This is a genomic window from Paenibacillus sp. LS-5 (assembly GCF_056121505.1).
This window is the reverse complement of record NZ_JBWAVA010000001.1, coordinates 589,199-610,432: the sequence shown is the minus strand read 5'-3', so window position 1 is coordinate 610,432 and position 21,234 is coordinate 589,199. Positions and strand designations below refer to the sequence as shown.

Here is a 21,234-nt window from a genome sequence, read left to right as displayed (position 1 = left end):
GAGGTTTTTTAGAGATGATCGTTCAACCTTACCGCCCTGTGACGTATACCATTGGCAGCAACCCTTCAGGTGCAATGAGCAACATGGACAATATGAACAATGTCAGCAATATGAACAACATGAACAACATGAATCATATGAACGTCATGCACAGCATGAGCCCAATGGGAATGGGGAATATGGGAGCTATGGGCACAATGGGCAGTATGGGTACTATGGGAACCATGGGAAGCATGGGTTCAATGGGTACCATGAGTGGAACACCTCCACAAGTTACAAGCGGCAGCCCAATGACTCCAGGCGGCGGCGTAGTATCTACTACTGCTCCAGTATTCGAGCAATCATACATCGAAAACATTTTCCGGCTGAATCTTGGTAAAGTCGGCACCTTTTACTTCACATACGAGAATAACAAGGATTGGAACGCCAAGATATACACAGGGGTTCTGGAGGCTGCAGGCCGTGATCACATCATTATCAGCGACAAGACCACCGGTCAACGCACTGTGCTCCTGATGGTGAATTTCGATTATGCGACCTTCGAAGAACCTCTTGTTTATCAGTACCCTGGCACAATCGGCAATCCGCCGACTACACGTAATTGTCGTTAAGGGAACGTTACGCAGAGCCATAATTAACATGGAAACGGCAAAGCCTTTACGAGGGCGGTGCCGTTTCTTGATATTTTGGGAGCAGTGCTGCATTGACCAAACAGGGAATTAGAAGTGAAATGGAAGGTGGCGGTACTAAGGTTGACGGAAAGATATTTAGGATTTAACCTAAGATTGAATTAGTATATATTCTTTCAGGGTTTACTATTATTAATACAGAATCATCAAAGATCATATTTTTACACTTGTTCACACCTGTTTTTATACGCAAAGTAATATTATAATAATGTGTATATTTATATTCGTGATTCCAGTCAGGAGATGAACACACTTGGGAAATTGATTGAGAAAGGAATTGTTGCTGTAGCAGCAGACATTTTGAACAAACGAAGGAGGTGGGCCTATCCGCCTGAATCGTGGAGACGGTGGATAGGAGTATAAATTGAGCGACCCTTTACCCGGTATATTACATGTAGGTCTTATTATTTTGTTGGTGCTGTTTAATGGCTTTTTTGTTTCGGTTGAATATGCGATGGTGAAAGTACGAAGCGGACGCATTGATTCCCTGATGGAGGAAGGCAGCAAACAAGCAGTGGCAGCAAGTAATATCGTACACAATCTGGATGGTTATCTGTCCGCCTGTCAGCTCGGCATCACTCTTGCTTCTTTGGCACTTGGTTGGCTGGGTGAACCGGCAATCGCCATGATTGTGGGACCCCTTGTAACAAGCCTTGGATTTGGCGAAACTTCAGTATATGTGATTTCGCTGATTATTGCTTTTATGTTCATCACAGTTCTGCATATTGTGCTCGGAGAACTTGCTCCCAAGACAATTGCAGTGAACAAAGCTGAAGCGGTACTTCTGCTAACTGCTGGTGCAATGAATGTTTTCTTCCGGATCATGTATCCTTTTATCTGGATCGTCAAAGGTCTGGCCAGCAGTCTGCTGCGGATATTCCGCTTATCGCCTGCGTCGGAGCTGGCAACAGCGCATACGGAGGAAGAAATCCGCATCATTATGCAGGAGAGCAACAAGAGCGGACTAATCGATAATACGGAAATGACCCTGGTGGATAACATCTTTGAGTTTGCTGATACGATGGCACGCGAAATCATGATTCCGCGCACGGAAATGATCTGTCTGAACAATAATCTGACGGTTGAAGAAAATATGGAAATTGCCTTTGACGGGATGCGTACACGGTATCCGGTCTGCGACGGGGATAAGGATCACATCCTTGGATTTATTCATATCAAGGATCTGATCCGGGACAATGCACCCAAATACAATGAATTGATTCGTCCCATTCTTACCGTACCGGAATCGATTCAGATTAGTGCCCTTCTCAAAGTCATGCAGCGTGCGAAGACGCAAATCGCGATTCTGATTGATGAATACGGCGGTACCTCCGGTATGGTTACACTTGAAGATATTATGGAGGAGATTGTCGGTGAAATTCAGGATGAATTCGACGAGGAGCGCCCGGGGGTAGAGAAGCTGGGTGATCATGAATTCTCCATTGACGGCTTGATGCTGATTGAGGAGATCAACGACCGGCTCGGGCTGAACATGGAAACGGATGACTATGATACGATTGGCGGCTGGTTGTATTCCAAGCTAGAAGTCAATCCGCCGCAAAAGGGGCAGACCGTTGAATTTGACAATCATCTATTTGTGGTAGAAGAAACAGACAACAAACGGATATCTCGTATCAAGGTAATGAAGATCGAGTTTCTGGCTGAAGAGGCAGGAGCTTGAGGATAACCTAACTCTTGTTCCAAGACATGGCGTGAAGCAAACGCTGTGTCTTTTTTTATACATAAAATCCCATAAAGTATAGAGATTTTTGTCGATTCGAGTCGTTTCGCACAGGGTAAAAAGAGTGTAACTGACAGGATTACATTCTTTTTAAAATAAGAAAGGAGAGTGGCCGATGACGAATCACTCATTTTACAGCGAGCTGCTGGCCCTCTTTTCTATTGTAATAGCATGGCTATCCAGCTTCATAGCAGTGGAGCTTACTGAAAGAATGGTACGTAAAAAAAGAAGTGTGTTCTATGTCCTATTGAGCGCCAGCAGTCTTGGAATTGGGGTATGGAGTATGCACTATATTAGCATGAGTGCAGTTAAGCCCGGGAACAGCATGTCTTATGATCTGCTTCTGCTGTTATTTTCACTGGCCGTGCCTATAGCGGCGTCTTTTGTGCTTCTAATGATATTCAATAATCCCCGTACGCGCAGGAGCAAGTCAAATCTCGCCTTGGGCGGCTGTTTATTCAGCAGCGGTATCCTGATCATGCATTACAGCGGGATGATGGCTATGCAATATTCAGCGGCTTTTGAACAGAGCATATTATCAATATTCGGTTCTTTAATACTCTCGCTTGCCATTCCTGTGGTTGCAGCCTCCTATAACTTCAGGTGGATAGAGCAGCGGTATAATATGTTTTCTGCCGCCAAAACCAAGCTTATTCTGCTCCTCACTGCAGTAATGTCGGGAACGAATTATATAGCTATGGCTGGAGCTTCTTATGTCAACACAGAACCCTCTATGTACACTGGCAGAACTCCCCTTCTGAATGATTCGATGCTGGGAATGATCCTCGCCGGTACGTTTCTGCTGGTTGTCATTGTTGTGCTAATTCTTATGTATAAAGACAGGAAACGGGTGATATTTACTTCACAGTTTAATGAGCAGCGCTACTCTGCCTTATTTGAGTTCAGCCCAGATATGGTGATATGCATCGACCCATTAGGCAAAAAGGTGATCAGTGCGAATCCTTCGTTAAGGCGGACAACGGGTTATGGCCAAGAGGAGTTGAGCGACTATAAGAATGTGTTATTCAGTACCCGGGATGCACAAGCGCTCAAATCAGTCATAAAGCGTGCTGCAGCCGGGCAGTCCGGGAAGCTTGAAGTAAACGTAAAAACTAAAAACGGGAGCAAGTTGATCTGCAGTGTTACTGTCTTTCCTTTAATGAGCGAAAAAGAGAACTTCATCTATATTATTGCAGAAGATATCACAGCGCTAGCTGAACAACAGAAAGAGCTTCTAATCACCAAAAATGCCGCTGAAAGCGCTGCGCGGATGAAAACTGAATTCCTGGCTACGATGAGTCATGAAATCCGTACACCCCTCAATGGTATTATTGGCATTAACCAGCTGCTCGCCGAGGAAATTACAGTTCCGGAGCAACTGGACTTATTAAAACTTCAATATACGAGTAGTCATGCCCTGTTGAATGTGATGAACGATGTTCTGGATATATCCCGCCTGGAAGCAGAAAACATACTGCTGGTAAAAACGGATTTCAATCTTCCTGTTTTGATGCGGGAGTGTATGAACCTTTTCAAGGTTGCTGCCACCCAAAAAGAATTGGCAATGTCACTTCAGCTGGACCCCGCCGTTCCGGAACTGTTCATCGGCGACAGCGCGCGCATCCGGCAGATTTTGGTTAATCTAATCGGCAATGCAGTCAAGTTTACTCATCATGGGGGGATAACAGTATCCGTAGCTCCATACAGCGCTCTGGGTGCGTCTATGGTTCTTGAATTCACGGTGAAGGATACAGGGATTGGGATCACGCCGGATAAGTATAAAATGTTGTTTCAGCCTTTCTCCCAGGCAGATGCTTCCCATACCCGCAAATATCCCGGCACAGGTCTCGGGCTGGCGATCTGCAAGAAACTCGTAGAACTTATGGAGGGAAGCATTTGGTCGGAAAATGCCACAGGCGGGGGGAGTGTTTTTAGCTTCAGAATCCCTCTGCAGCGGATGGAACCTATTCCTCAACAGGAGGTTTGCCAATGAGAGAGTTTTAATTATATAATTTTAAAGGAAATACCTTCACCACAACAGTCCCGACGGGACAGAAAGGAACTCTCATTTGAACAAATCAAATAAAAACAATGTCATGCTTCCCCAATTAAGCAAAGCGGAGAAACGCAGGGCACAACAGGAACAGGACAAGCAGAAAACGAGAATCCTGATTATTAGCACAGTGGCCATTGTAGTGATTATCTTCACCGTGCTTATTCTTTTGGCATCGAAGGACTCTTCTTCCAATGCAGGTTCAGGCGAAGCGGTTCAATTCAATTACAGTGAGCTTCCAAGACTGGGCAAAGCGGATGCACCGGTTAAAATCGTCGAATTCGGTGATTTCAAATGCCCGGCGTGTGCCAATTTTGCAGGTGTCATCAAGCCACAGCTGGCTCAGGAATATGTGAATCAGAATAAAGCAGCTATTTACTTCGTAAATATGGCCTTTATCGGTCCGGATTCTGAAACGGCTTCTCTGGCAGCCCTCTCGGTATATCATCAGAATAGTGATGCTTTCTGGTCTTATTACGATGCAATTTATGCCAATCAAGGGGATGAAAATGCTGAATGGGCTACACAGGATTTTCTGGTGAGTCTGGCAGAGAAGGAAAAGCTGCCCATTGACTTAGATCTGTTGCGCAAGGATATCAAGGAACGGACCTATGAAAGTGAACTGCAAAAGGATATTACTCTTGCCAAGGATACCGGAGTCACCTCCACACCTACTGTATTTATTAATGGATACAAAGTAGAGGAGCCATTCAATATGGAAGCCATAGATGCACAGATGAAGTCTGCTTCCGAAGCAGTGAGCGCCGAGTGATGAAGTTCTCTACGTTCTGCAGGCGCCACTGCCTCTATCTGGCCTGGTTCGTGTCCGTTATTGCGGTAGCGGGAAGCTTGTATCTTAGCGAGGTCCTGAAGTATGAGCCATGTAAGCTGTGTTGGTTCCAGCGTATATTTATGTACCCGCAGCTCATCCTGCTGGGCATTGCCACATACCGGAATGACAAAAAGATAATTCCTTATGTGCTTCCTTTAAGTCTAATTGGGGGCAGCATAAGTGTTTATCATTATGCCGAGCAGAAGATTCCTGCACTCAGCAAGGTGCTCCCATGTACGATTGGCGTACCCTGTAATAAAGATTATCTTAATTTTTTCGGGTTCATTACGATCCCTTTACTTGCCCTGATCGCATTTGCTCTAATCACGATTTTGCTCTGGACCGGGCGTAAAGAGGACACCGTAGACTAGACAGAGCCACAGCAGAATATAGAGGGCAATCATTCCTGAAATTTCTGACACAAATATAGATAAAAATCATGAAAAAACCCGGTATGAAGGGATATTCGCAGAGAATGAAAGATCGCTATATCCCTCATCTTTGTTTTGCGTAAATTGGATGTTTTTTCATTCTTTTTTCATTTTTTTCACCGCTTTACGGAAGAGGCATTGTAGACTATCATTAGACCTTGTGAGAAGTTGAATATGCGCTGAATTTTCTGTAAGGAAAAACGGGGGAACCAACATTGGCCAAGCGCCAAAGGGGTGAATCGGGAACGGTCCGCAAGGGCCATAACCGTAGGGCTACCACAGCCCGAATCCGCCAGCTAACCTCGTAAGCAACGGTGGGATAATGACGATGCGTAAGCATGCGGATCATTTCCGTATGCTTATTTTTGTGCCTGCATTTATGAAATCCACCAATGAAAACAGCGCACGGTATTACCGTTTCAACGTAAGCAAAGAGAGGAACTGTTACTACAATGGTAAGCAAGGTAAAACGACTATTGATCGGGCGTCCGATGAAGTCGAACGAACTCGATCATGAAAAGTTATCCAAGGTGAAAGCACTGGCTGTCCTGTCTTCTGATGCGCTCTCGTCTGTAGCCTACGGAACGGAACAAATCCTGATTGTGCTGGTAGCCGCAGGCTTCACAGCTATCTGGTACTCATTGCCAATTGCATTAGCCGTATTGGGCTTGCTGGCTATTTTGATTTTATCCTATCGCCAGACTATTTTTGCTTATCCGCAAGGCGGAGGCGCGTATATCGTTGCCAAGAGCAACCTCGGGGTTCCTACTGGACTCTTAGCAGGCGGATCGCTCCTGGTCGACTATATTTTGACCGTTGCGGTTAGTGCGTCGGCAGGGACGGATGCGATCACATCCGCTTTTCCTAATCTTCATAATCATAGTGTTCTAATCGCCGTAACCGTTATTCTGCTCTTGACCCTTGTCAACCTGCGAGGCGTTACGGAATCTGCATCGTTCATTGCTATTCCTGTGTATCTGTTCGTAGTATCGATCTTCGTGTTGATCATTGCGGGAATATTCAAATATGCAACCGGCGGAGCCCACGCCAATGTTCCAGAAATCGGGGCTGCTGTATCGAATGTCAGTTTGTTTTTACTGCTTAAAGCCTTCAGCTCCGGCTGTTCGGCCCTTACAGGAGTAGAGGCGGTATCGAACGCAATTCCAAACTTCAAGGCACCTGCTGAGAGAAATGCGGCCAAAACCTTGATGATGATGGGAATTATCCTTGGAAGTATGTTTACAGGAATCACGCTGCTCGCCTACTGGTACGGAATTACACCGGATACCAAAGCTACAGTTGTATCCCAAATTGCTGAATCTACTTTTGGACGCGGTGGTTTGTACTTCTTCATTCAAGGGATTACTGCTGTAATTCTCTTCCTTGCAGCCAATACGGCTTACTCAGCTTTCCCGCTGCTGGCGTTTATGTTTGCCAAAGATAAATATCTGCCCCATGCCTTTATGGTCCGAGGCGACCGTTTGGGCTTCTCTAACGGCATTATCTTCTTGGGTGTATTATCAGCCCTGCTTGTCGCTGCTTTTCATGGAAATACAGAAAGTCTGATTCCTTTGTATGCAGTGGGTGTATTCATTCCTTTTACCCTGTCCCAGCTTGGTATGATGGTGCACTGGTATAAATCCAAACCTAAAGGCTGGCAAAATAAATTTGCTGTGAATACGGTGGGGATGCTTACTACCCTGACCATTACTCTGATCTTTATCATCACGAAGTTCTCGAGTGTATGGATGGCCTTTATCTTCCTGCCGGTTGTAATGTTCGTGTTCCACCGGATTCACCGCCATTATCTCAATACAGCAGATCAGCTGCGTATTTGTCCGGAAACGGATAAACCTTGTATCAAAGGAAGCACCGTAGTAGTTCCTGTCGCAGGTGTAACCCGTGCAGTTCTGCATTCCATCAGCTATGCCAAGTCCTTAACGGATAATGTGGTAGCCGTGTATGTTGGATTTGATGAAGAAGAAATTAACAAAATGGAACAAAAGTGGGAGGAATGGAATCCGGGAGTGCGCTTAATTGTACTACGTTCCCGGTATCGCAGCATTCTTCGTCCGCTTGTCAAGTTCATTGATACAGTGGAGTGGAAGACCGCTTCTACCGACCATATCACGGTACTCATTCCGCAGTTTATAACGAAGCATTGGTGGCAGGCGATCCTGCATAACCAGACCAGCTTGTTCATCCGCTCTTATCTGATGAATCAAAAAGATATCATCGTAGCGACAGTGCCTTATCATTTGCATAAATAAATAGATGTATTACATTAACAGGGCTGTTTCCGGATACTTCGGGAGCGGCTCTTTTGTATTAAGAAGAAAAGGTGAAAGTGAATTTTATATTAATATGGTATTATTATGCCTATCCGAAAAAATAGAAGGGGAGATGCAAATGGCCATTTATTTCATAAGACATGGAATTGATGATGAAGGATTTCGTGGAGGGTGGAGTCAAAGAGGACTCGTTGTTGAGGGATATCGGCAATCGGAGAAGCTGGGGCTTTACCTTAAGGAAAACCAATCGTCCTTTAATATACATCGTATCCTAAGCAGCGATTTGCAACGGGCATTAGATACAGCAAATGAGATCTCCAGAGCACTAGGATTACGAGTTGAAAGCAGCGAAGATTGGAGAGAAACGAACAATGGGGTTATTGCAGGCATGCCCAATGAAATTGTGGATGAACGATACCCTAATCTGTACTTCTCGGGTTTACGGATGGATGAACGTTATCCTGGCGGAGAAAGTCCCATTGAATTTTTTACACGTATAAAAGAAACATTTACCCTACTATGTGAAGAACAAGTGCGAAACCATCCTGTTGAAAATGTAATCGTTGTTACGCATGGTGGAGTCATTAATATAATCTATCATATTTTGAGAGGATTGGAATGGACTAACAAGACCCGAAAAGCATTTTCGGCTTCTTACACAAGTATACATAAAATAGAGTATTGTGAAGGAGAGTGGAGAATTTCACTGGAAAACCTTACACAGCATCTGTGAAGATAAACAGTTGCGTGCAAAAAACTAAATATTTATGTTGACATAGAGAATGAGAATCAATATCATTTAATGGAGTGAGACGTAAAAGACAAGTCTTTAACCGGATCGGATATTACATATAGGATTCTATTGATGTATAGGAGTGAAGAGGATGCCGGAACGTTTGAACACAGAGCAGTTAAGTATTGGATATGCGGAGGCATTGATTGTCAAAGGACTGAACCTGTCTCTTCCAACAGGGAAAATCACAGCCCTGGTAGGGGCGAACGGCTCCGGGAAATCTACCATTCTCAAGACAATGGCGCGTATCATGAAGCCCAAGAGCGGCAGTGTGATGCTGGACGGCAAGTCGATCCATAATCTGTCGACCAAAGAAGTAGCCCGGCAGCTGGCGATCCTGCCGCAGAACCCCACTGCACCGGATGGACTTACTGTATCAGAACTGGTAAGTTATGGCCGCTATCCGCATCAAAAGGGCTTTGGTACGCTTACTCTGGAAGATCATAGTATTATTGCAAATGCGATCTCAGTGACGGGTATGGAAGAGTTCCACGACCGTCCCATTGACCGTCTATCCGGAGGGCAACGTCAGCGGGCCTGGATTGCGATGGCACTGGCCCAGCAGACGGATATTCTGTTCCTGGATGAACCGACAACTTTTCTGGATATGGCACACCAGCTGGAGGTTCTCCATCTGCTGCAGAAGCTGAATCAGGAAAAAGGCCGTACCATTATTATGGTCGTGCATGATTTGAATCATGCTTCCCGTTATGCTCAGCATATGGTAGCGATCAAATCCGGACATGTGATCAGTGAAGGCCCTCCGGCTGAAGTGATGACACCTGATGTACTGCGGGAAGTATTTGGTATTGAAGCGGATATTGTACGTGATCCGCGGACCGGTGTGCCTCTCTGTCTGCCTTATGAACTGGCGGCATACAGTGCAGTTGGGGTGTAATAGGTTATAAATGTGAAATGTGACTCATAATGATAATATATGCAGTTGGCAACAGGCTCCCGTCATTGACAAGGGAGCCTGTTCGTTGTTAAAGTTGTGGTTGCCCTAGTTAACGATTATACAGTGAATCAAGGAATATTATTTTTATGGAGTCGAAGGAGCACTGAATATGAATATCAGCAAAATATATGAGGATCTGCAGCAGCTGGTTCCGACTGGCGTGGTCAAGCGCGGGGAGGCGCTGCAAGGTTATGTATTTACGCGTATCGGCGGGCAGGCCGACATTTTGACGGTACCTGCGACATATGAGGAACTTCAGTCCATTGTTACATATGCCCGTGTAAACGACATTCCATTGACCGTTCTGGGGAACGGCTCGAATGTCATTATCCGTGACGGAGGGATTCGCGGGATTGTCCTGCAGACTGCAGACTTAACCGATATGGGATTAAGGGATAATTTGCTTTACGCCCAGTGTGGTGCAAAGATTATCGATGTTTCCCGATTTGCTTTGGAGAAAAGTCTTGCAGGACTTGAGTTCGCCTGCGGAATTCCGGGAACTGTAGGTGGAGCGCTGTATATGAATGCTGGCGCATACGGCGGAGAGGTCAAAGATGTGCTGCATAGTGCACTTGCTATCAGTAAAGCAGGGCGGCTAGTGACTCTTCAGGGGGATGAGCTGGAATGGGGCTACCGTAAAAGTGTCTTCGCCAGTGGCGAATTCATTGTATTGGAGGCCCGGTTTGCTTTGCAACCAGGTGATCCTGCGAATATCAAAGCGGTCATGGACGATTTGACCTGCCAACGTGAATCCAAGCAGCCATTGGAGTATCCCTCCTGCGGAAGCGTCTTTAAGCGTCCCCCTGGAAGATTTGCCGGGCAGTTGATTCAGGAGAGCGGGCTTCAGGGAACAAGAATCGGCGGAGCTGAAGTTTCAGTTAAGCATGCGGGATTCATTGTTAATACCAATCAAGCAACGGCCAAGGATTATATAGGGTTGATTCACCATGTTCAGTCTACAGTCAAGGATAAGTTCGGAGTAGAGTTAGAGACAGAGGTAGAGATTATCGGAGAAGAATAATTAACATATCACAGGACGCAATCAATTGGATGCGTCCTGTTTTGTTATTTTATAGTGGGCAGTATTCAGCTCTTGGAGATGGAATATTTGGCTCTGTCCGTCCGCAGTTCAACCCGCTCGTCATTAACTTCATCCAGTTGAAGCCCGCTGACAGCAATCTCGTAATTCAACTGGGGCAGGGGGACAAGCTCGCCGTCCCGGTTAATAGTGTTGCCAGTGCCTCGCAGAATCAGAGCACTATCCAGATATTCATCAATGACATCTTCGGCATCCCGATAATCCACGGTTTCCAGATTGAAGTGGACGGTGTCCAGATCCTTCATCTCTTGCTTGTCAATAACCAGAGTTTCGCCCCCTTGGGCGGTCAGCCAATCCATTAATTTCTGTACACTTTGATCCATCAGTTGATCCCATCCTTATCAAGGAGATTATAGAAGTTAAGTTACCCTTTTCTTTGAAATTGAATCCATGCTTCTGTGAATGCATTAGACAGGTGAAGGTGGAAGATGAATTAAGTGAATTAAAGATTAATGAAGTTAACAAAATCTCATCCAGGCCTGCAGCTGATTGTAATTTCCTTTTCGAGTGTAAACTACTATCAGGCACTTCTATTTTATACTTAAACTACATTGGCCAAGGAAGGTGAACCTATTGTGGAGTGCACTGTTATGGGGAGCTATTTCCGGCTCTGCGGTCCTGCTTGGAGCATTGCTGGCGTTATATCTGCCGATTCCGAAAAAGCTGATTGGATTCATTATGGCATTCGGTACTGGGGTACTCATTGGTGCAGCGGCGTATGAGCTTCTGGATGATTCCGCCGCTGAAGGTGGACTGAATCCTACCATTATCGGATTCTTGGCCGGTGCAGTTGTGTTCACACTGTTTGACTGGTATATCTCGCGCAAAGGCGGCGCTGGCCGCAAACGTTCCGGCAGAGACAGCAGCAGTAAGAAGGTGCAGGGCAGCGGAATGGCTATTTTTGCAGGAACTGTGCTAGATGCTATTCCAGAATCAATAATGATTGGTGCCAGTCTAATCTCCGGCCAAGGGGTAAGCATGCTGCTGGTAGCTGCCATCTTCATCAGTAATATTCCTGAAGGGCTGTCCAGTACTTCAGGACTTAAGCAGGACAACTACAGCAAAGGGAAGATCGTCTTGCTGTGGCTCAGCGTCTTATTGATGTCTTCAGTGGCATCGGGTGCGGGATACCTGTTCATGGATCATGCCAGCGGTTCTACGACCGCACTGATAGCCTCTTTTGCCGGAGGAGGAATTATCTCTATGGTGTCCTCCAGTATGATGCCGGAAGCATATGAGGAAGGCGGGCCGCTGACCGGACTTGTTGCCGCAATGGGCATGCTCTGTTCTCTGATTTTGGATAATCTGTGAGGGTTGTCAACCGACCGCCATACATGGTATAGTTCAATTCGCTAGTATTATCACAAAGAAGAATTCTGGGCCTAGAGCCACAGGAGAGGTTCGCGAACTCCCTCTATAAAAAACTAAGCCGTTTTGGCATAACTTATCCCGTATCAGGGGGTTCAGGAAAAGTGTAGGCAGCCGCCTGTGCTTCTTTTGCTGTTATGCTGTGCGCAAAAAAGACAGCGCCTGTCAGTCAGTATGCATATCCGTCAGATTAGACTGGAGGCGTATCTTCTTAGTAGAGCCAAGTTTTCGAAACTCGTTCTTCTTTCCAGTTCCGGATAACACCGGAGGAAAAGAGAGGGGTTTTTTGTCATGTCAGAAGGCAGAGTAAAAGAGGAAATGCAGGAGGTCACCCTGCTGGGCAATCAAGGTACAACTTATAAATTCGGCTATGATCCGGACATTCTGGAGGTATTTGATAACAAACACCCCGGCCGCGATTATTTTGTCAAATTCAATTGTCCGGAGTTTACAAGCCTGTGTCCCGTGACCGGTCAGCCGGATTTCGGCGCCATGTACATCTCATACATTCCGGAGCAAAAAATGGTCGAGTCCAAGTCACTGAAGCTCTATCTGTTCAGCTTCCGTAATCATGGTGATTTTCATGAAGACTGTGTAAATATTATTATGAATGATCTGATCTCCCTGATGGAGCCACGATATATTGAAGTATGGGGCAAATTCACCCCGCGCGGGGGCATTTCCATCGATCCTTACTGCAACTGGGGACGTCCAGGAACCAAATATGAAGCGATGGCCGAGCACCGGCTGATCAATCATGACCTGTATCCGGAGAAAGTGGACAACCGTTAATCCGTAGCTAGTGAGAGGAGACCATAACTGATGAACAAAAAAGCATTAGTCGTATTCAGCGGCGGCCAGGACAGCACAACCTGTCTGGTGTGGGCATTGCAGCAGTTCGAAGAGGTTCAAGTGGTGACCTTCAATTATAATCAGCGCCACGCTGCCGAGATTGAAGTCGCCAAGGAAATAGCCGGGAAATTCAATGTGAAGCAGCATATTCTTGATTTGGGCTTGCTGAATCAGCTTGCACCTAACGCACTGACCCGGGATGATATAGAAATTGCCGCCGGAGAAGGAGAAGAGTTGCCAAGTACGTTTGTGGACGGGCGAAATCTTCTGTTCCTGTCTTTTGCTGCAATACTTGCCAAACAGCTTGGGTATGCCAACATCATTACCGGGGTATGCCAGACTGACTTCAGCGGATATCCGGATTGCCGGGATGTATTCGTGAAATCACTGAACGTGACTCTTAATCTATCCATGGATTATGAGTTCGTCATTCACACACCGCTGATGTGGCTGGATAAAAAAGAAACCTGGAAGCTGGCCGACGAGCTCGGTTACTTTGAATATATCCGCGAACATACGTTGACCTGCTATAACGGAATTATTGGCAGCGGGTGCGGCACCTGTCCAGCTTGTCTGCTGCGACAGCGGGGACTCACGCAGTATGAATCGGAACGAAACGAGGTTGTTTCCTGATGATGGGCGAGGTATCTGTATGCAAAATATTTACTTTTGACTCGGCTCATCAATTGGTGGGACATAAGGGGAAGTGCAGCAATCTGCATGGGCATACCTATAAGCTGGAGGTTGTACTTAAAGGCAAGCCGCTTGTAGGAGAAGGCCAATCTGACGAAGGGTTTGTAATTGATTTCAGCGACATCAAGGCAACGGTAAAGGAAAGTCTGGTGGACCATCTGGATCACGCTTTTCTGGCTATGGGAAATGAGCCTGTATTGGAGACACTGGTAAGCACAGGTTCGAAGGTAGCTATGCTGTCATTCCGAACTACAGTCGAGAATATGTCGGCTTACATTGCTTATCAACTCAAGCGGGCTTCACTTCCGCTCTACTCCGTCAAGCTGTGGGAGACACCAACTTCCTGGGCAGAAGTACTGGCAGCGGATATCCCTGACGAAGGGCCGTCCTACCGCCTGTATGGGGGCTGTGATTGTGAGTAAGCTACCGGTAATTGAGATGTTTGGTCCAACGATCCAGGGTGAAGGAGCGGTCATTGGTGTCAAAACCATGTTCGTCCGCACCTATGGCTGCGACTATCGCTGCAACTGGTGTGATTCTGCTTTTACCTGGGACGGTACAGCCAAGGATAAAGTGAAGATGCTCTCGCCTGAGGAGATAATGGACGAGCTGACTTCGCTCGCCGGTAACAATTTTGATTGTGTGACCATCTCCGGGGGCAACCCTGCGCTGATCGGTGAGGGACTGGGTACCCTTATTAATCTGCTTCATGAACGCGGTATTCAGTCAGCCATCGAAACACAAGGAAGCAGATGGCAGGAATGGTTCTACGAGGTGGATGTGCTTACCATCAGCCCCAAACCGCCAAGCTCAGGAATGAAGACCGATTGGGACATGCTTGACAGTATTATGGACAAGATGAAGATACAAGGGAAGTCTGCCCATAGTCTGAAGGTTGTTGTATTTAATGATGAAGATTACCAATATGCGAAAAGCATCCACGGCCGCTATCCGGAGGTGCCACTCTACCTGCAGCCTGGTAATGAGGATGTTACGGAAGAGGGAGACATCTCGGCCCGTCTGCTTGGACGGCTGGAATGGCTGTTCAATCTGGTTATTGCCGATCCGGAGATGAATAGAGCGCGGGTGCTGCCGCAGCTGCATGCCCTGATTTGGCATAATAAACGGGGTAAATAATCCGGTTACGTATGAACCGGAATACTTAACCGGACTTCTGCACAGTGGAGGTCCGGTATTTGTGTTGTTCGCAGCTTATAACTGCTGTCACATAAATGAAGCCTATACTTCAGCTCATCTGGTATAATCTTTTGGGTAGAACAAGGTACTCCGTTAAATTTATTCGATAAGGAGAGATTATTCCAATGGCAAACGATTCGACAGCGTTAATGATTATCGACGTTCAAGAGGCTATGTTTTCTTATCCGGACATGAAGCTGCATGAGGAGGAGGGCGTGACAGCCAGAATCGTCTCCCTGCTGCATAAAGCCCGCTCGGCTGGCGTTCCAGTTGTGTTTATTCAGCATACGGAAGATCAAGAATACACCAAAGGCACCCCCACTTGGGAGATCAGCCGTCATGTCACCCCCCGGGAAGGCGAAATCATTGTCGAGAAGCCTACCTGGGATGCTTTTCACCGGACAAATCTGCATGACAAGCTTCAAGAACTAGGTATCACTCATCTGGTGATCTGCGGCATGCAAAGTGAGTTCTGTGTGGACACGACCTGCAGACGAGCTTACAGCCTAGGTTACAACAGTGTGTTGGTTGAGGATGCGCATAGTACTTTTGACAATGAAAGTTTACGCGGTAGCCAGATCGTGAACTATCATAATTCGCTTCTAGGCGGAAGGTTTGTAAGGCTGCGGAAAGAGCAAGAGGTGGAATTCTAATAGATACAACTGCTGCTTCATGGATAAACCGCAAGGTTCTGGGGGTATAACATAGTATGGCTTGAAATAGTAACGGCCTGCTGGTTCATATCTCTACTACCGAAGGAGTGGTTGCATAATGAAAGCAGTAACTTACCAGGGCAAGAGAAAAGTTGAAGTCAAAGAAGTCGCTGACGCAAAGCTTGAGAAAAAAGATGATATTATTGTCCGTATAACTTCCACAGCCGTCTGCGGTTCGGATCTTCATATCTATAATGGAGAAATCCCCGGAATGCATGATGACTATATTATTGGGCATGAACCGATGGGAATTGTCGAGGACGTGGGTCCTGATGTGACCAAGGTGAAAAAGGGCGACCGTGTCATTGTACCTTTCAACGTAGCCTGTGGCCAGTGCTTTTTCTGTCAGCATGAAATGGAGAGTCAATGTGATCATGCCAATGATGCCAAAGATACAGGCGGTTTTCTGGGGTATTCTGATTCCTATGGTGGATTTGCCGGTGGTCAGGCTGAGCTCCTGCGTGTGCCTTATGGCAATTTTGGCCCGTTTGTCGTGCCGGAGGATGCTGAGATGGAGGATGAAAAACTCATGTTTCTCTCGGACATTGTGCCGACAGCCTGGTGGGGTGTTGAGAACGCAGGAGTCAAGCCCGGAGATACGGTCATTGTTCTGGGTTGCGGGCCGGTTGGGCTGTTGACGCAAAAATTCGCCTGGATGAAAGGGGCTTACCGGGTAATTGCCGTTGATCATGTGCCGTATCGTCTCCAACATGCAAAGCAGACTAATAATGTAGAGATTCTTAATTTTGAGAAAGTGAAGGATATCGAAGCCCATTTAAAGGAAATTACGCGCGGTGGAGCGGATATAGTCATTGATTGTGTCGGTCTGGATGCCAAAAAAACGGTAGTGGAAAAAGTGGAGACCACGTTAATGCTTCAAGGGGGTTCGCTCGGAGCGTTCAGGATTGCAGCAGATGCGGTACGCAAATTCGGAACGATCCAGTTGATCGGCGTGTATGGGCTTAACTATAATATGTTCCCGCTGGGACATCTGTTTGAACGCAATATCACGCTTAAGATGGGACAGGCACCGGTGATTCACTACATGCCGGCTTTATATAAAATGATAAAAGAAAATGTGTTTGATCCTACGGATATTATTACTCACCGGCTGCCGATCAGCCAAGCTGAACATGCGTATAAGATCTTCAATGACAAAGAAGAGGATTGTATCAAGGTTGTGCTTAAACCGTAGTATGAAAGGTAAGCATTCAGCTAATAAGCTTCATTCATACAAGCATGGACTTCTTCCCGGTAGGTGGAGTTCATGCTTTTCATTTGATTATTTATTGTGAAAAAGGCTGCATTTTTTTTCATTCTGCGATAAATTAACATAGTGAGTTTTATCTAACCTGAAAGGAAGCTATTTGTGAATTCAAAAAAGCCGCCCGTTCCTGTCCCTTTTCTGATGCTGATTGGAATTGTGGCCGTCTCATTTTCTTCTATCTTCATCAAATGGTCGGATGCCCCAGCGTCCATTCAAGGCATGTACCGGCTGCTCTTCACCTCGCTTTTGATGCTGCCTTTTGCCCGGCCATACAGCGGAGCAGCTTTTGCCTTGCGCCGTAAGGACTGGCTACTGCTGGGAGCGTCTGGCTTAATGCTTGCACTGCATTTTTTACTCTGGATGGGTTCGCTAAAGTATACTTCTGTGGCCAGTTCAACTATGATTATGGCGCTGGAACCGGTATTTATAATGCTGGGAGCTTACATACTGTATAAGGAAAGAAGCACTTCAGCCGCTATAATGGGTCTGGCCCTCGCCATATTTGGTGTGGTCTTTATCGGCTGGGGGGATATTGGTCTCTCAGCAGACAATCTCAAAGGTGATCTCCTGTCCATCGGAGGAACTGTTGCGGTTGCCGGTCATTTACTGATTGGACAGAAGCTTGTAGCCCGTATGCCGTCTTATCTTTACAGCCTGATCGTATTTATTTCGGCGGCAGCAGTATTTGGCGTATATAATCTGCTCTCTGGCATTTCATTCTTTAATTATCCACCGCGGGAGTGGGGCATATTTGTTCTGCTGGCTGTAGTTCCAACCGTCTTCGGGCATATCCTTTTCAATTGGCTGCTGCAGTATACTTCAGCAACTACAGTGTCTATGAACATTCTGGGTGAACCCGTGGGAGCGAGCATATTGGCCTTCCTGCTTCTGGGGGAACAGCTGACAATGCTGCAATGGGCAGGAGGAGTACTGGTTATGGGTGGACTCGCTGTATATTTATATTCAGGGCGCAAAAAAGCGGCGAAGATCAAGGAATCCCTTCCTAGCGCATCCTAAGGGATTATCATAAGAGAGTATTAAAAGAGATAAAGGGGTTACTATTACATGAATGAACATGAACAATTCGCAAACATTAATAATCCGGATAGTCTGAGCACAAGCCCTTCCAGTGAAGAACTGTGGAACGAGGATACCTATTCAGCCTGGACCGCCCGCTTTGGCAATCCTGCAGATGCAGCGGCGAAGCTCAAAAAAGATCCTGCTGCCAGACTCTACCCCTTGCTAGGCTACCTCGGTGAAGTTCGGGGCAAGAAAGTGTTAAATCTTATGGGTTCTAACGGCATGAAGGCCGTAGCACTCGGGCTCCTGGGAGCAAAGGTGAGCGTGGCGGATTTCTCGGAAGCCAATGCCCGCTATGCTGCCGAACTGGCCGAAGCTGCGGGAATTCAGCTTACTTACATTGTATCGGATGTGCTGAAGCTGCCGGAAGAACTATTGGATAGTTCATATGACATCGTCTTTGCTGAAATGGGGATTGTCCATTACTTTACGGATTTGGCTCCGTTTATGGCTACGGTATACCGGCTGCTGACACCCGGTGGCCGATTCGTGCTCCGTGATTTTCATCCCATTACGACGAAGCTGATCTCCTCGAAGGGCTCAACCGCCAAGGTTCGTAAGCATAAGGTGAGCGGGGATTATTTTGACACCACATTGGAAGAAAAGAAAGTCTCCTACTCCAAGTATCTGCCTTCATCCGGAGTGCCGCTAGGAGAAGAGAAACATAGTGTCGTATACTGGCGGCGCTGGACACTGGGTGAAATAGTGACAGCAGCAGCCAGAAGCGGACTGATGATCCGGGAATTAGCTGAAGAGCCTAATTTATCTTCTGAAGTCTTTGATGCAGGAATTCCCAAGACCTTCGCCCTGGTGGCGGAAAAAATGTAGTATCTCCATCAAACCAACCGGTATAGCCCTTGACGCTGTAAGCAGTGTCGTCAAAGGGCTGTACTTTTTTTTGAATTATTCTTCTCCTTCAACACCTGCTGCCAAATCTGCAAATGCAAGCTGCAAGGGGGTTAGAGTATAATCTCTTCGCCATGCCAGCGCAAATTCCCCATGTTCGGGCTGTATACCTGGCAGAGGTATGCAGCGTAAGCTCCCGGCAGCGAGTTCAGCCGCAATCATATGCTTGGAACAAAGCCCGACGCCGCCCCCGCTTCGAATGATTCCCTTCATTGCTTCAGGTGAATTCAGTACTACATGTCCCCATACCTTTACTGTGTTCAGCTCTGCCCATTGGTCTGTAATGCCTTGTAGGAAAGAACCTGCCTCATATTGAATCCATGGCTCCAGAACAACCTGTTCAGGTGATATATTCTTGATGTCTGTAAAAGGATGACCTGGTGCAAAAACCAAAACAGCTTCATTACGGGCAACTGTTCGAGTTGTAAAGGAATTGTCCTGCCCGCCATAATTATGCAGAACAGCTAACTGGATTTCTCTACCCCGCAGACGTTCGCGAAGAACAGTATCCGGTTGCACGGATAACGAAATATCCATTCCAGAATGCTGGCGAATGAATTGCGAAACCAAATTTGGCAGAAGATAAGTAGCAGGAACATAAATTGCTTCAAGTTCCAGATGACCGGAAGAGAGTGAGGAGTATTGTTTGATACTTCGTTCAGCTTCAGCTGTGAGTGCTACAATCCGGGAGGCATACTGATACAGCGTTCGTCCGGCATCGGTAAGGAGTACCCGTCCGCTGCGGTATTGAAAAAGAGGGGTCCCCAGCTCGCTTTCCAGGCTTTTCATATGAAACGAAACGGTGGGCTGTTTTAAGCCCATTTCAGCTGCCACATCGGTTACTTTTTTGTATTTCTCAATCAGGACTACAATTTGAAGCTTAACAATATTCATTATGTACCTCCGCAAAAATAGGGATTCATTAATTAACTTTACTCAATGTATAGATTATATCTATATTATTATAGAAATTCTATTATGTTTTTTATCCTGCGCTTTACATACTTAATACTTTTCCCTGACGAACGGGCTCTAGAATAGGAAGAGTCAGATGTGACACGGACACAGTCTGATGCTTCCAAAAGTGAGTTTTGTATGAAGCAAATACCAATAACAGATACTCACAAAACATAGTGGATGCTGAACCTGTGAATGATAAGCAGAAGCTATACAAAACACTCAGGAGGAGACAAACAAATGCAATTCAGAAAAACGTGGGTCATGGCTTTGGCATTAACAAGTGTAGTAGCACTTTCGGCATGCGGCAACAATAACGGTGGAAACAATGCAGCAACCAATAACGGAGGGAACGCAGCTGCCACTAACGCACCTACAGAAACGAGCAGCGGCGCTGATTTAAGCGGCTCTATCCTGGCATCAGGCTCCACAGCCTTACAACCGCTGGTAGAGCAGGTAGCTGAGAAATTCATGGAGACTAACGCAGGTGTAGATATTCAAGTACAGGGTGGAGGAAGCGGGACCGGCCTTACCCAGGTAGCTGAGAAGCAAGTGGATATCGGTAACTCCGATGTATTCGCAGAAGAGAAGCTGAAGGATGCCGATGCTGAAAAAGCAAAAGCGCTCGTTGACCATCAGGTAGCGGTTGTAGCGATTGCTGCAGTTTCTCATCCGGATGCAGGTGTAGATACTTTGACTAAGCAGCAGCTTGTTGATATTTTCACAGGTAAAGTAACGAACTGGAAAGAAGTTGGCGGTGCGGATCAGAAAATCCAGATCATTAACCGTCCAAGCAGCTCCGGTACACGTGCTACTTTTGAAAACTTCGCACTAGGAACCAAAACAGAAGATCTTCAAGGTTCGATCCAGGAAGATTCTTCCGGTACCGTTAAGAAGATTATCGGCGAAACACCAGGAGCGATTGGTTACCTGGCATTGTCTTACCTCGATGATTCAGTGAAGACGCTGAAGTATGATGGAGTTGAGCCATCCGTTGATAACGTGGTTGCAGGTAAATATCCAGTATGGGCTTACGAGCATATGTACACTAACGGCGAACCTAATGCAACGGTAAAAGCCTTCCTCGACTACATCATGACTGATGAAGTTCAGACCGGCGATGTAGTAGAACTGGGATACATTCCAGCTTCGCAAATGCAGGTTTCCCGTGATGTAGCAGGTAAAGTAACTACTAAGTAATTCACAACCACACAATCAAGTGAATCATCCATTAGAACTTCAAGTGATTAGAGGCGGATTTCTTCTGCCTCTCTTTTCACTTTAGAAAGAGGGAGCATCTTGAGGGCAAAACCG

The 21,234-nt window shown here is 46.4% G+C and carries 21 protein-coding genes and 2 riboswitches; of the genes, 19 read left to right on the top strand and 2 right to left on the bottom strand.

Going from position 1 to position 21,234, the window contains the following annotated elements; translation table 11 throughout:
- The first annotated feature begins 206 nt into the window (after positions 1-206).
- The 9 genes from gerQ to murB all read left to right on the top strand — a co-directional run bounded on the left by gerQ (position 207) and on the right by murB (position 10,809).
- A complete protein-coding gene (gene gerQ, locus AC0MA3_RS02785; protein ID WP_379154117.1) occupies positions 207-611 on the top strand; it encodes a spore coat protein GerQ in 405 nt (134 codons plus the stop codon).
- 442 nt (positions 612-1,053) lie between these two features.
- Complete coding sequence (locus AC0MA3_RS02780) at positions 1,054-2,370, top strand: hemolysin family protein (protein WP_379152073.1); 1,317 nt, start codon at positions 1,054-1,056, stop codon at positions 2,368-2,370.
- A gap of 175 nt (positions 2,371-2,545) precedes the next feature.
- Complete coding sequence (locus AC0MA3_RS02775; protein ID WP_474655089.1) at positions 2,546-4,423, top strand: ATP-binding protein; 1,878 nt, start codon at positions 2,546-2,548, stop codon at positions 4,421-4,423.
- Between the two features lie 76 nt (positions 4,424-4,499).
- Entirely contained in the window at positions 4,500-5,255 is a 756-nt protein-coding gene (locus tag AC0MA3_RS02770; protein ID WP_474655088.1) for a DsbA family protein, read from the top strand.
- A complete protein-coding gene (locus tag AC0MA3_RS02765) occupies positions 5,255-5,686 on the top strand; it encodes a disulfide oxidoreductase (RefSeq protein WP_379154119.1) in 432 nt (143 codons plus the stop codon). The genes AC0MA3_RS02770 and AC0MA3_RS02765 overlap by 1 nt, the downstream gene beginning before the upstream one ends.
- Positions 5,687-5,913: 227 nt before the next feature.
- Positions 5,914-6,072, top strand: a riboswitch (cyclic di-AMP (ydaO/yuaA leader).
- A gap of 126 nt (positions 6,073-6,198) precedes the next feature.
- Positions 6,199-8,016 carry an APC family permease gene (locus tag AC0MA3_RS02760; RefSeq protein WP_379152082.1) on the top strand — a complete coding sequence of 606 codons (1,818 nt, stop codon included), beginning with the start codon at positions 6,199-6,201 and terminating at the stop codon, positions 8,014-8,016.
- A gap of 139 nt (positions 8,017-8,155) precedes the next feature.
- Entirely contained in the window at positions 8,156-8,770 is a 615-nt protein-coding gene (locus AC0MA3_RS02755) for a histidine phosphatase family protein (protein WP_474655087.1), read from the top strand.
- 151 nt (positions 8,771-8,921) lie between these two features.
- The gene (locus tag AC0MA3_RS02750) at positions 8,922-9,728 is read left to right on the top strand and encodes an ABC transporter ATP-binding protein (RefSeq protein ID WP_474655086.1); all 807 of its coding nucleotides are present in this window, start codon (positions 8,922-8,924) and stop codon (positions 9,726-9,728) included.
- A 169-nt stretch (positions 9,729-9,897) separates the two neighbouring features.
- Entirely contained in the window at positions 9,898-10,809 is a 912-nt protein-coding gene (murB, locus tag AC0MA3_RS02745) for a UDP-N-acetylmuramate dehydrogenase (protein ID WP_474655085.1), read from the top strand.
- A gap of 65 nt (positions 10,810-10,874) precedes the next feature.
- On the opposite strand, the gene ymzB is transcribed toward murB, so the two are convergent.
- The gene (ymzB, locus tag AC0MA3_RS02740) at positions 10,875-11,210 is read right to left on the bottom strand and encodes a protein YmzB (protein WP_379152100.1); all 336 of its coding nucleotides are present in this window, start codon (positions 11,208-11,210) and stop codon (positions 10,875-10,877) included.
- A 250-nt stretch (positions 11,211-11,460) separates the two neighbouring features.
- Here ymzB and AC0MA3_RS02735 point away from each other — a divergent pair, with 250 nt between their 5' ends.
- The 9 genes from AC0MA3_RS02735 (at position 11,461) to AC0MA3_RS02695 (ending at position 18,885) form a co-directional block, all read left to right on the top strand.
- Positions 11,461-12,198 carry a ZIP family metal transporter gene (locus AC0MA3_RS02735; protein WP_379152103.1) on the top strand — a complete coding sequence of 246 codons (738 nt, stop codon included), beginning with the start codon at positions 11,461-11,463 and terminating at the stop codon, positions 12,196-12,198.
- Between the two features lie 79 nt (positions 12,199-12,277).
- Positions 12,278-12,321, top strand: a riboswitch (PreQ1 riboswitch).
- Positions 12,322-12,546: 225 nt separating this feature from the next.
- Positions 12,547-13,047, top strand: coding sequence for a preQ(1) synthase (gene queF / locus AC0MA3_RS02730; RefSeq protein ID WP_379152107.1), 501 nt, complete (start codon positions 12,547-12,549; stop codon positions 13,045-13,047).
- A 30-nt stretch (positions 13,048-13,077) separates the two neighbouring features.
- Positions 13,078-13,740 (top strand): 7-cyano-7-deazaguanine synthase QueC, encoded by a 663-nt coding sequence (gene queC / locus AC0MA3_RS02725; protein ID WP_474655084.1) that lies wholly within the window; start codon positions 13,078-13,080, stop codon positions 13,738-13,740.
- Positions 13,740-14,222: a 6-pyruvoyl trahydropterin synthase family protein gene (locus AC0MA3_RS02720; protein WP_474655083.1), complete on the top strand. Its 483-nt coding sequence runs from the start codon at positions 13,740-13,742 to the stop codon at positions 14,220-14,222. Before queC ends, AC0MA3_RS02720 begins: the two co-directional genes overlap by 1 nt.
- Positions 14,215-14,937, top strand: coding sequence for a 7-carboxy-7-deazaguanine synthase QueE (gene queE / locus AC0MA3_RS02715; RefSeq protein ID WP_379152116.1), 723 nt, complete (start codon positions 14,215-14,217; stop codon positions 14,935-14,937). Before AC0MA3_RS02720 ends, queE begins: the two co-directional genes overlap by 8 nt.
- A gap of 185 nt (positions 14,938-15,122) precedes the next feature.
- Complete coding sequence (locus AC0MA3_RS02710; protein WP_474655082.1) at positions 15,123-15,650, top strand: cysteine hydrolase family protein; 528 nt, start codon at positions 15,123-15,125, stop codon at positions 15,648-15,650.
- A 118-nt stretch (positions 15,651-15,768) separates the two neighbouring features.
- Complete coding sequence (locus AC0MA3_RS02705; protein WP_474655081.1) at positions 15,769-16,905, top strand: zinc-dependent alcohol dehydrogenase; 1,137 nt, start codon at positions 15,769-15,771, stop codon at positions 16,903-16,905.
- A gap of 174 nt (positions 16,906-17,079) precedes the next feature.
- On the top strand, positions 17,080-17,994 hold the full coding sequence (locus AC0MA3_RS02700; RefSeq protein WP_474655080.1) for a DMT family transporter: 915 nt from the start codon (positions 17,080-17,082) through the stop codon (positions 17,992-17,994).
- Between the two features lie 48 nt (positions 17,995-18,042).
- On the top strand, positions 18,043-18,885 hold the full coding sequence (locus AC0MA3_RS02695) for a class I SAM-dependent methyltransferase (protein ID WP_474655079.1): 843 nt from the start codon (positions 18,043-18,045) through the stop codon (positions 18,883-18,885).
- 75 nt (positions 18,886-18,960) lie between these two features.
- Here AC0MA3_RS02695 and AC0MA3_RS02690 read toward each other — a convergent pair whose 3' ends face one another.
- A complete protein-coding gene (locus AC0MA3_RS02690; RefSeq protein WP_474655078.1) occupies positions 18,961-19,857 on the bottom strand; it encodes a LysR family transcriptional regulator in 897 nt (298 codons plus the stop codon).
- Positions 19,858-20,160: 303 nt separating this feature from the next.
- Between AC0MA3_RS02690 and AC0MA3_RS02685 the strand changes: the two genes are divergently transcribed.
- Positions 20,161-21,120, top strand: coding sequence for a phosphate ABC transporter substrate-binding protein (locus tag AC0MA3_RS02685; RefSeq protein ID WP_379152135.1), 960 nt, complete (start codon positions 20,161-20,163; stop codon positions 21,118-21,120).
- Positions 21,121-21,234: the final 114 nt, after the last annotated feature.

Excerpts from the sequence above, each read along its gene's own strand:
- AC0MA3_RS02765 (WP_379154119.1), top strand. The coding sequence starts at position 5,255 with ATGAAGTTCTCTACGTTCTGCAGGCGCCACTGCCTCTATCTGGCCTGG.
- AC0MA3_RS02755 (WP_474655087.1), top strand. The coding sequence starts at position 8,156 with ATGGCCATTTATTTCATAAGACATGGAATTGATGATGAAGGATTTCGT.
- gerQ (WP_379154117.1), top strand. The coding sequence starts at position 207 with ATGGGTACTATGGGAACCATGGGAAGCATGGGTTCAATGGGTACCATG.
- AC0MA3_RS02685 (WP_379152135.1), top strand. The coding sequence starts at position 20,161 with ATGCAATTCAGAAAAACGTGGGTCATGGCTTTGGCATTAACAAGTGTA.
- AC0MA3_RS02695 (WP_474655079.1), top strand. The coding sequence starts at position 18,043 with ATGAATGAACATGAACAATTCGCAAACATTAATAATCCGGATAGTCTG.
- queF (WP_379152107.1), top strand. The coding sequence starts at position 12,547 with ATGTCAGAAGGCAGAGTAAAAGAGGAAATGCAGGAGGTCACCCTGCTG.
- AC0MA3_RS02775 (WP_474655089.1), top strand. The coding sequence starts at position 2,546 with ATGACGAATCACTCATTTTACAGCGAGCTGCTGGCCCTCTTTTCTATT.
- AC0MA3_RS02720 (WP_474655083.1), top strand. The coding sequence starts at position 13,740 with ATGATGGGCGAGGTATCTGTATGCAAAATATTTACTTTTGACTCGGCT.
- AC0MA3_RS02705 (WP_474655081.1), top strand. The coding sequence starts at position 15,769 with ATGAAAGCAGTAACTTACCAGGGCAAGAGAAAAGTTGAAGTCAAAGAA.
- AC0MA3_RS02690 (WP_474655078.1), bottom strand. The coding sequence starts at position 19,857 with ATGAATATTGTTAAGCTTCAAATTGTAGTCCTGATTGAGAAATACAAA.
- AC0MA3_RS02750 (WP_474655086.1), top strand. The coding sequence starts at position 8,922 with ATGCCGGAACGTTTGAACACAGAGCAGTTAAGTATTGGATATGCGGAG.
- AC0MA3_RS02710 (WP_474655082.1), top strand. The coding sequence starts at position 15,123 with ATGGCAAACGATTCGACAGCGTTAATGATTATCGACGTTCAAGAGGCT.
- murB (WP_474655085.1), top strand. The coding sequence starts at position 9,898 with ATGAATATCAGCAAAATATATGAGGATCTGCAGCAGCTGGTTCCGACT.
- queC (WP_474655084.1), top strand. The coding sequence starts at position 13,078 with ATGAACAAAAAAGCATTAGTCGTATTCAGCGGCGGCCAGGACAGCACA.
- ymzB (WP_379152100.1), bottom strand. The coding sequence starts at position 11,210 with ATGGATCAAAGTGTACAGAAATTAATGGATTGGCTGACCGCCCAAGGG.
- AC0MA3_RS02760 (WP_379152082.1), top strand. The coding sequence starts at position 6,199 with ATGGTAAGCAAGGTAAAACGACTATTGATCGGGCGTCCGATGAAGTCG.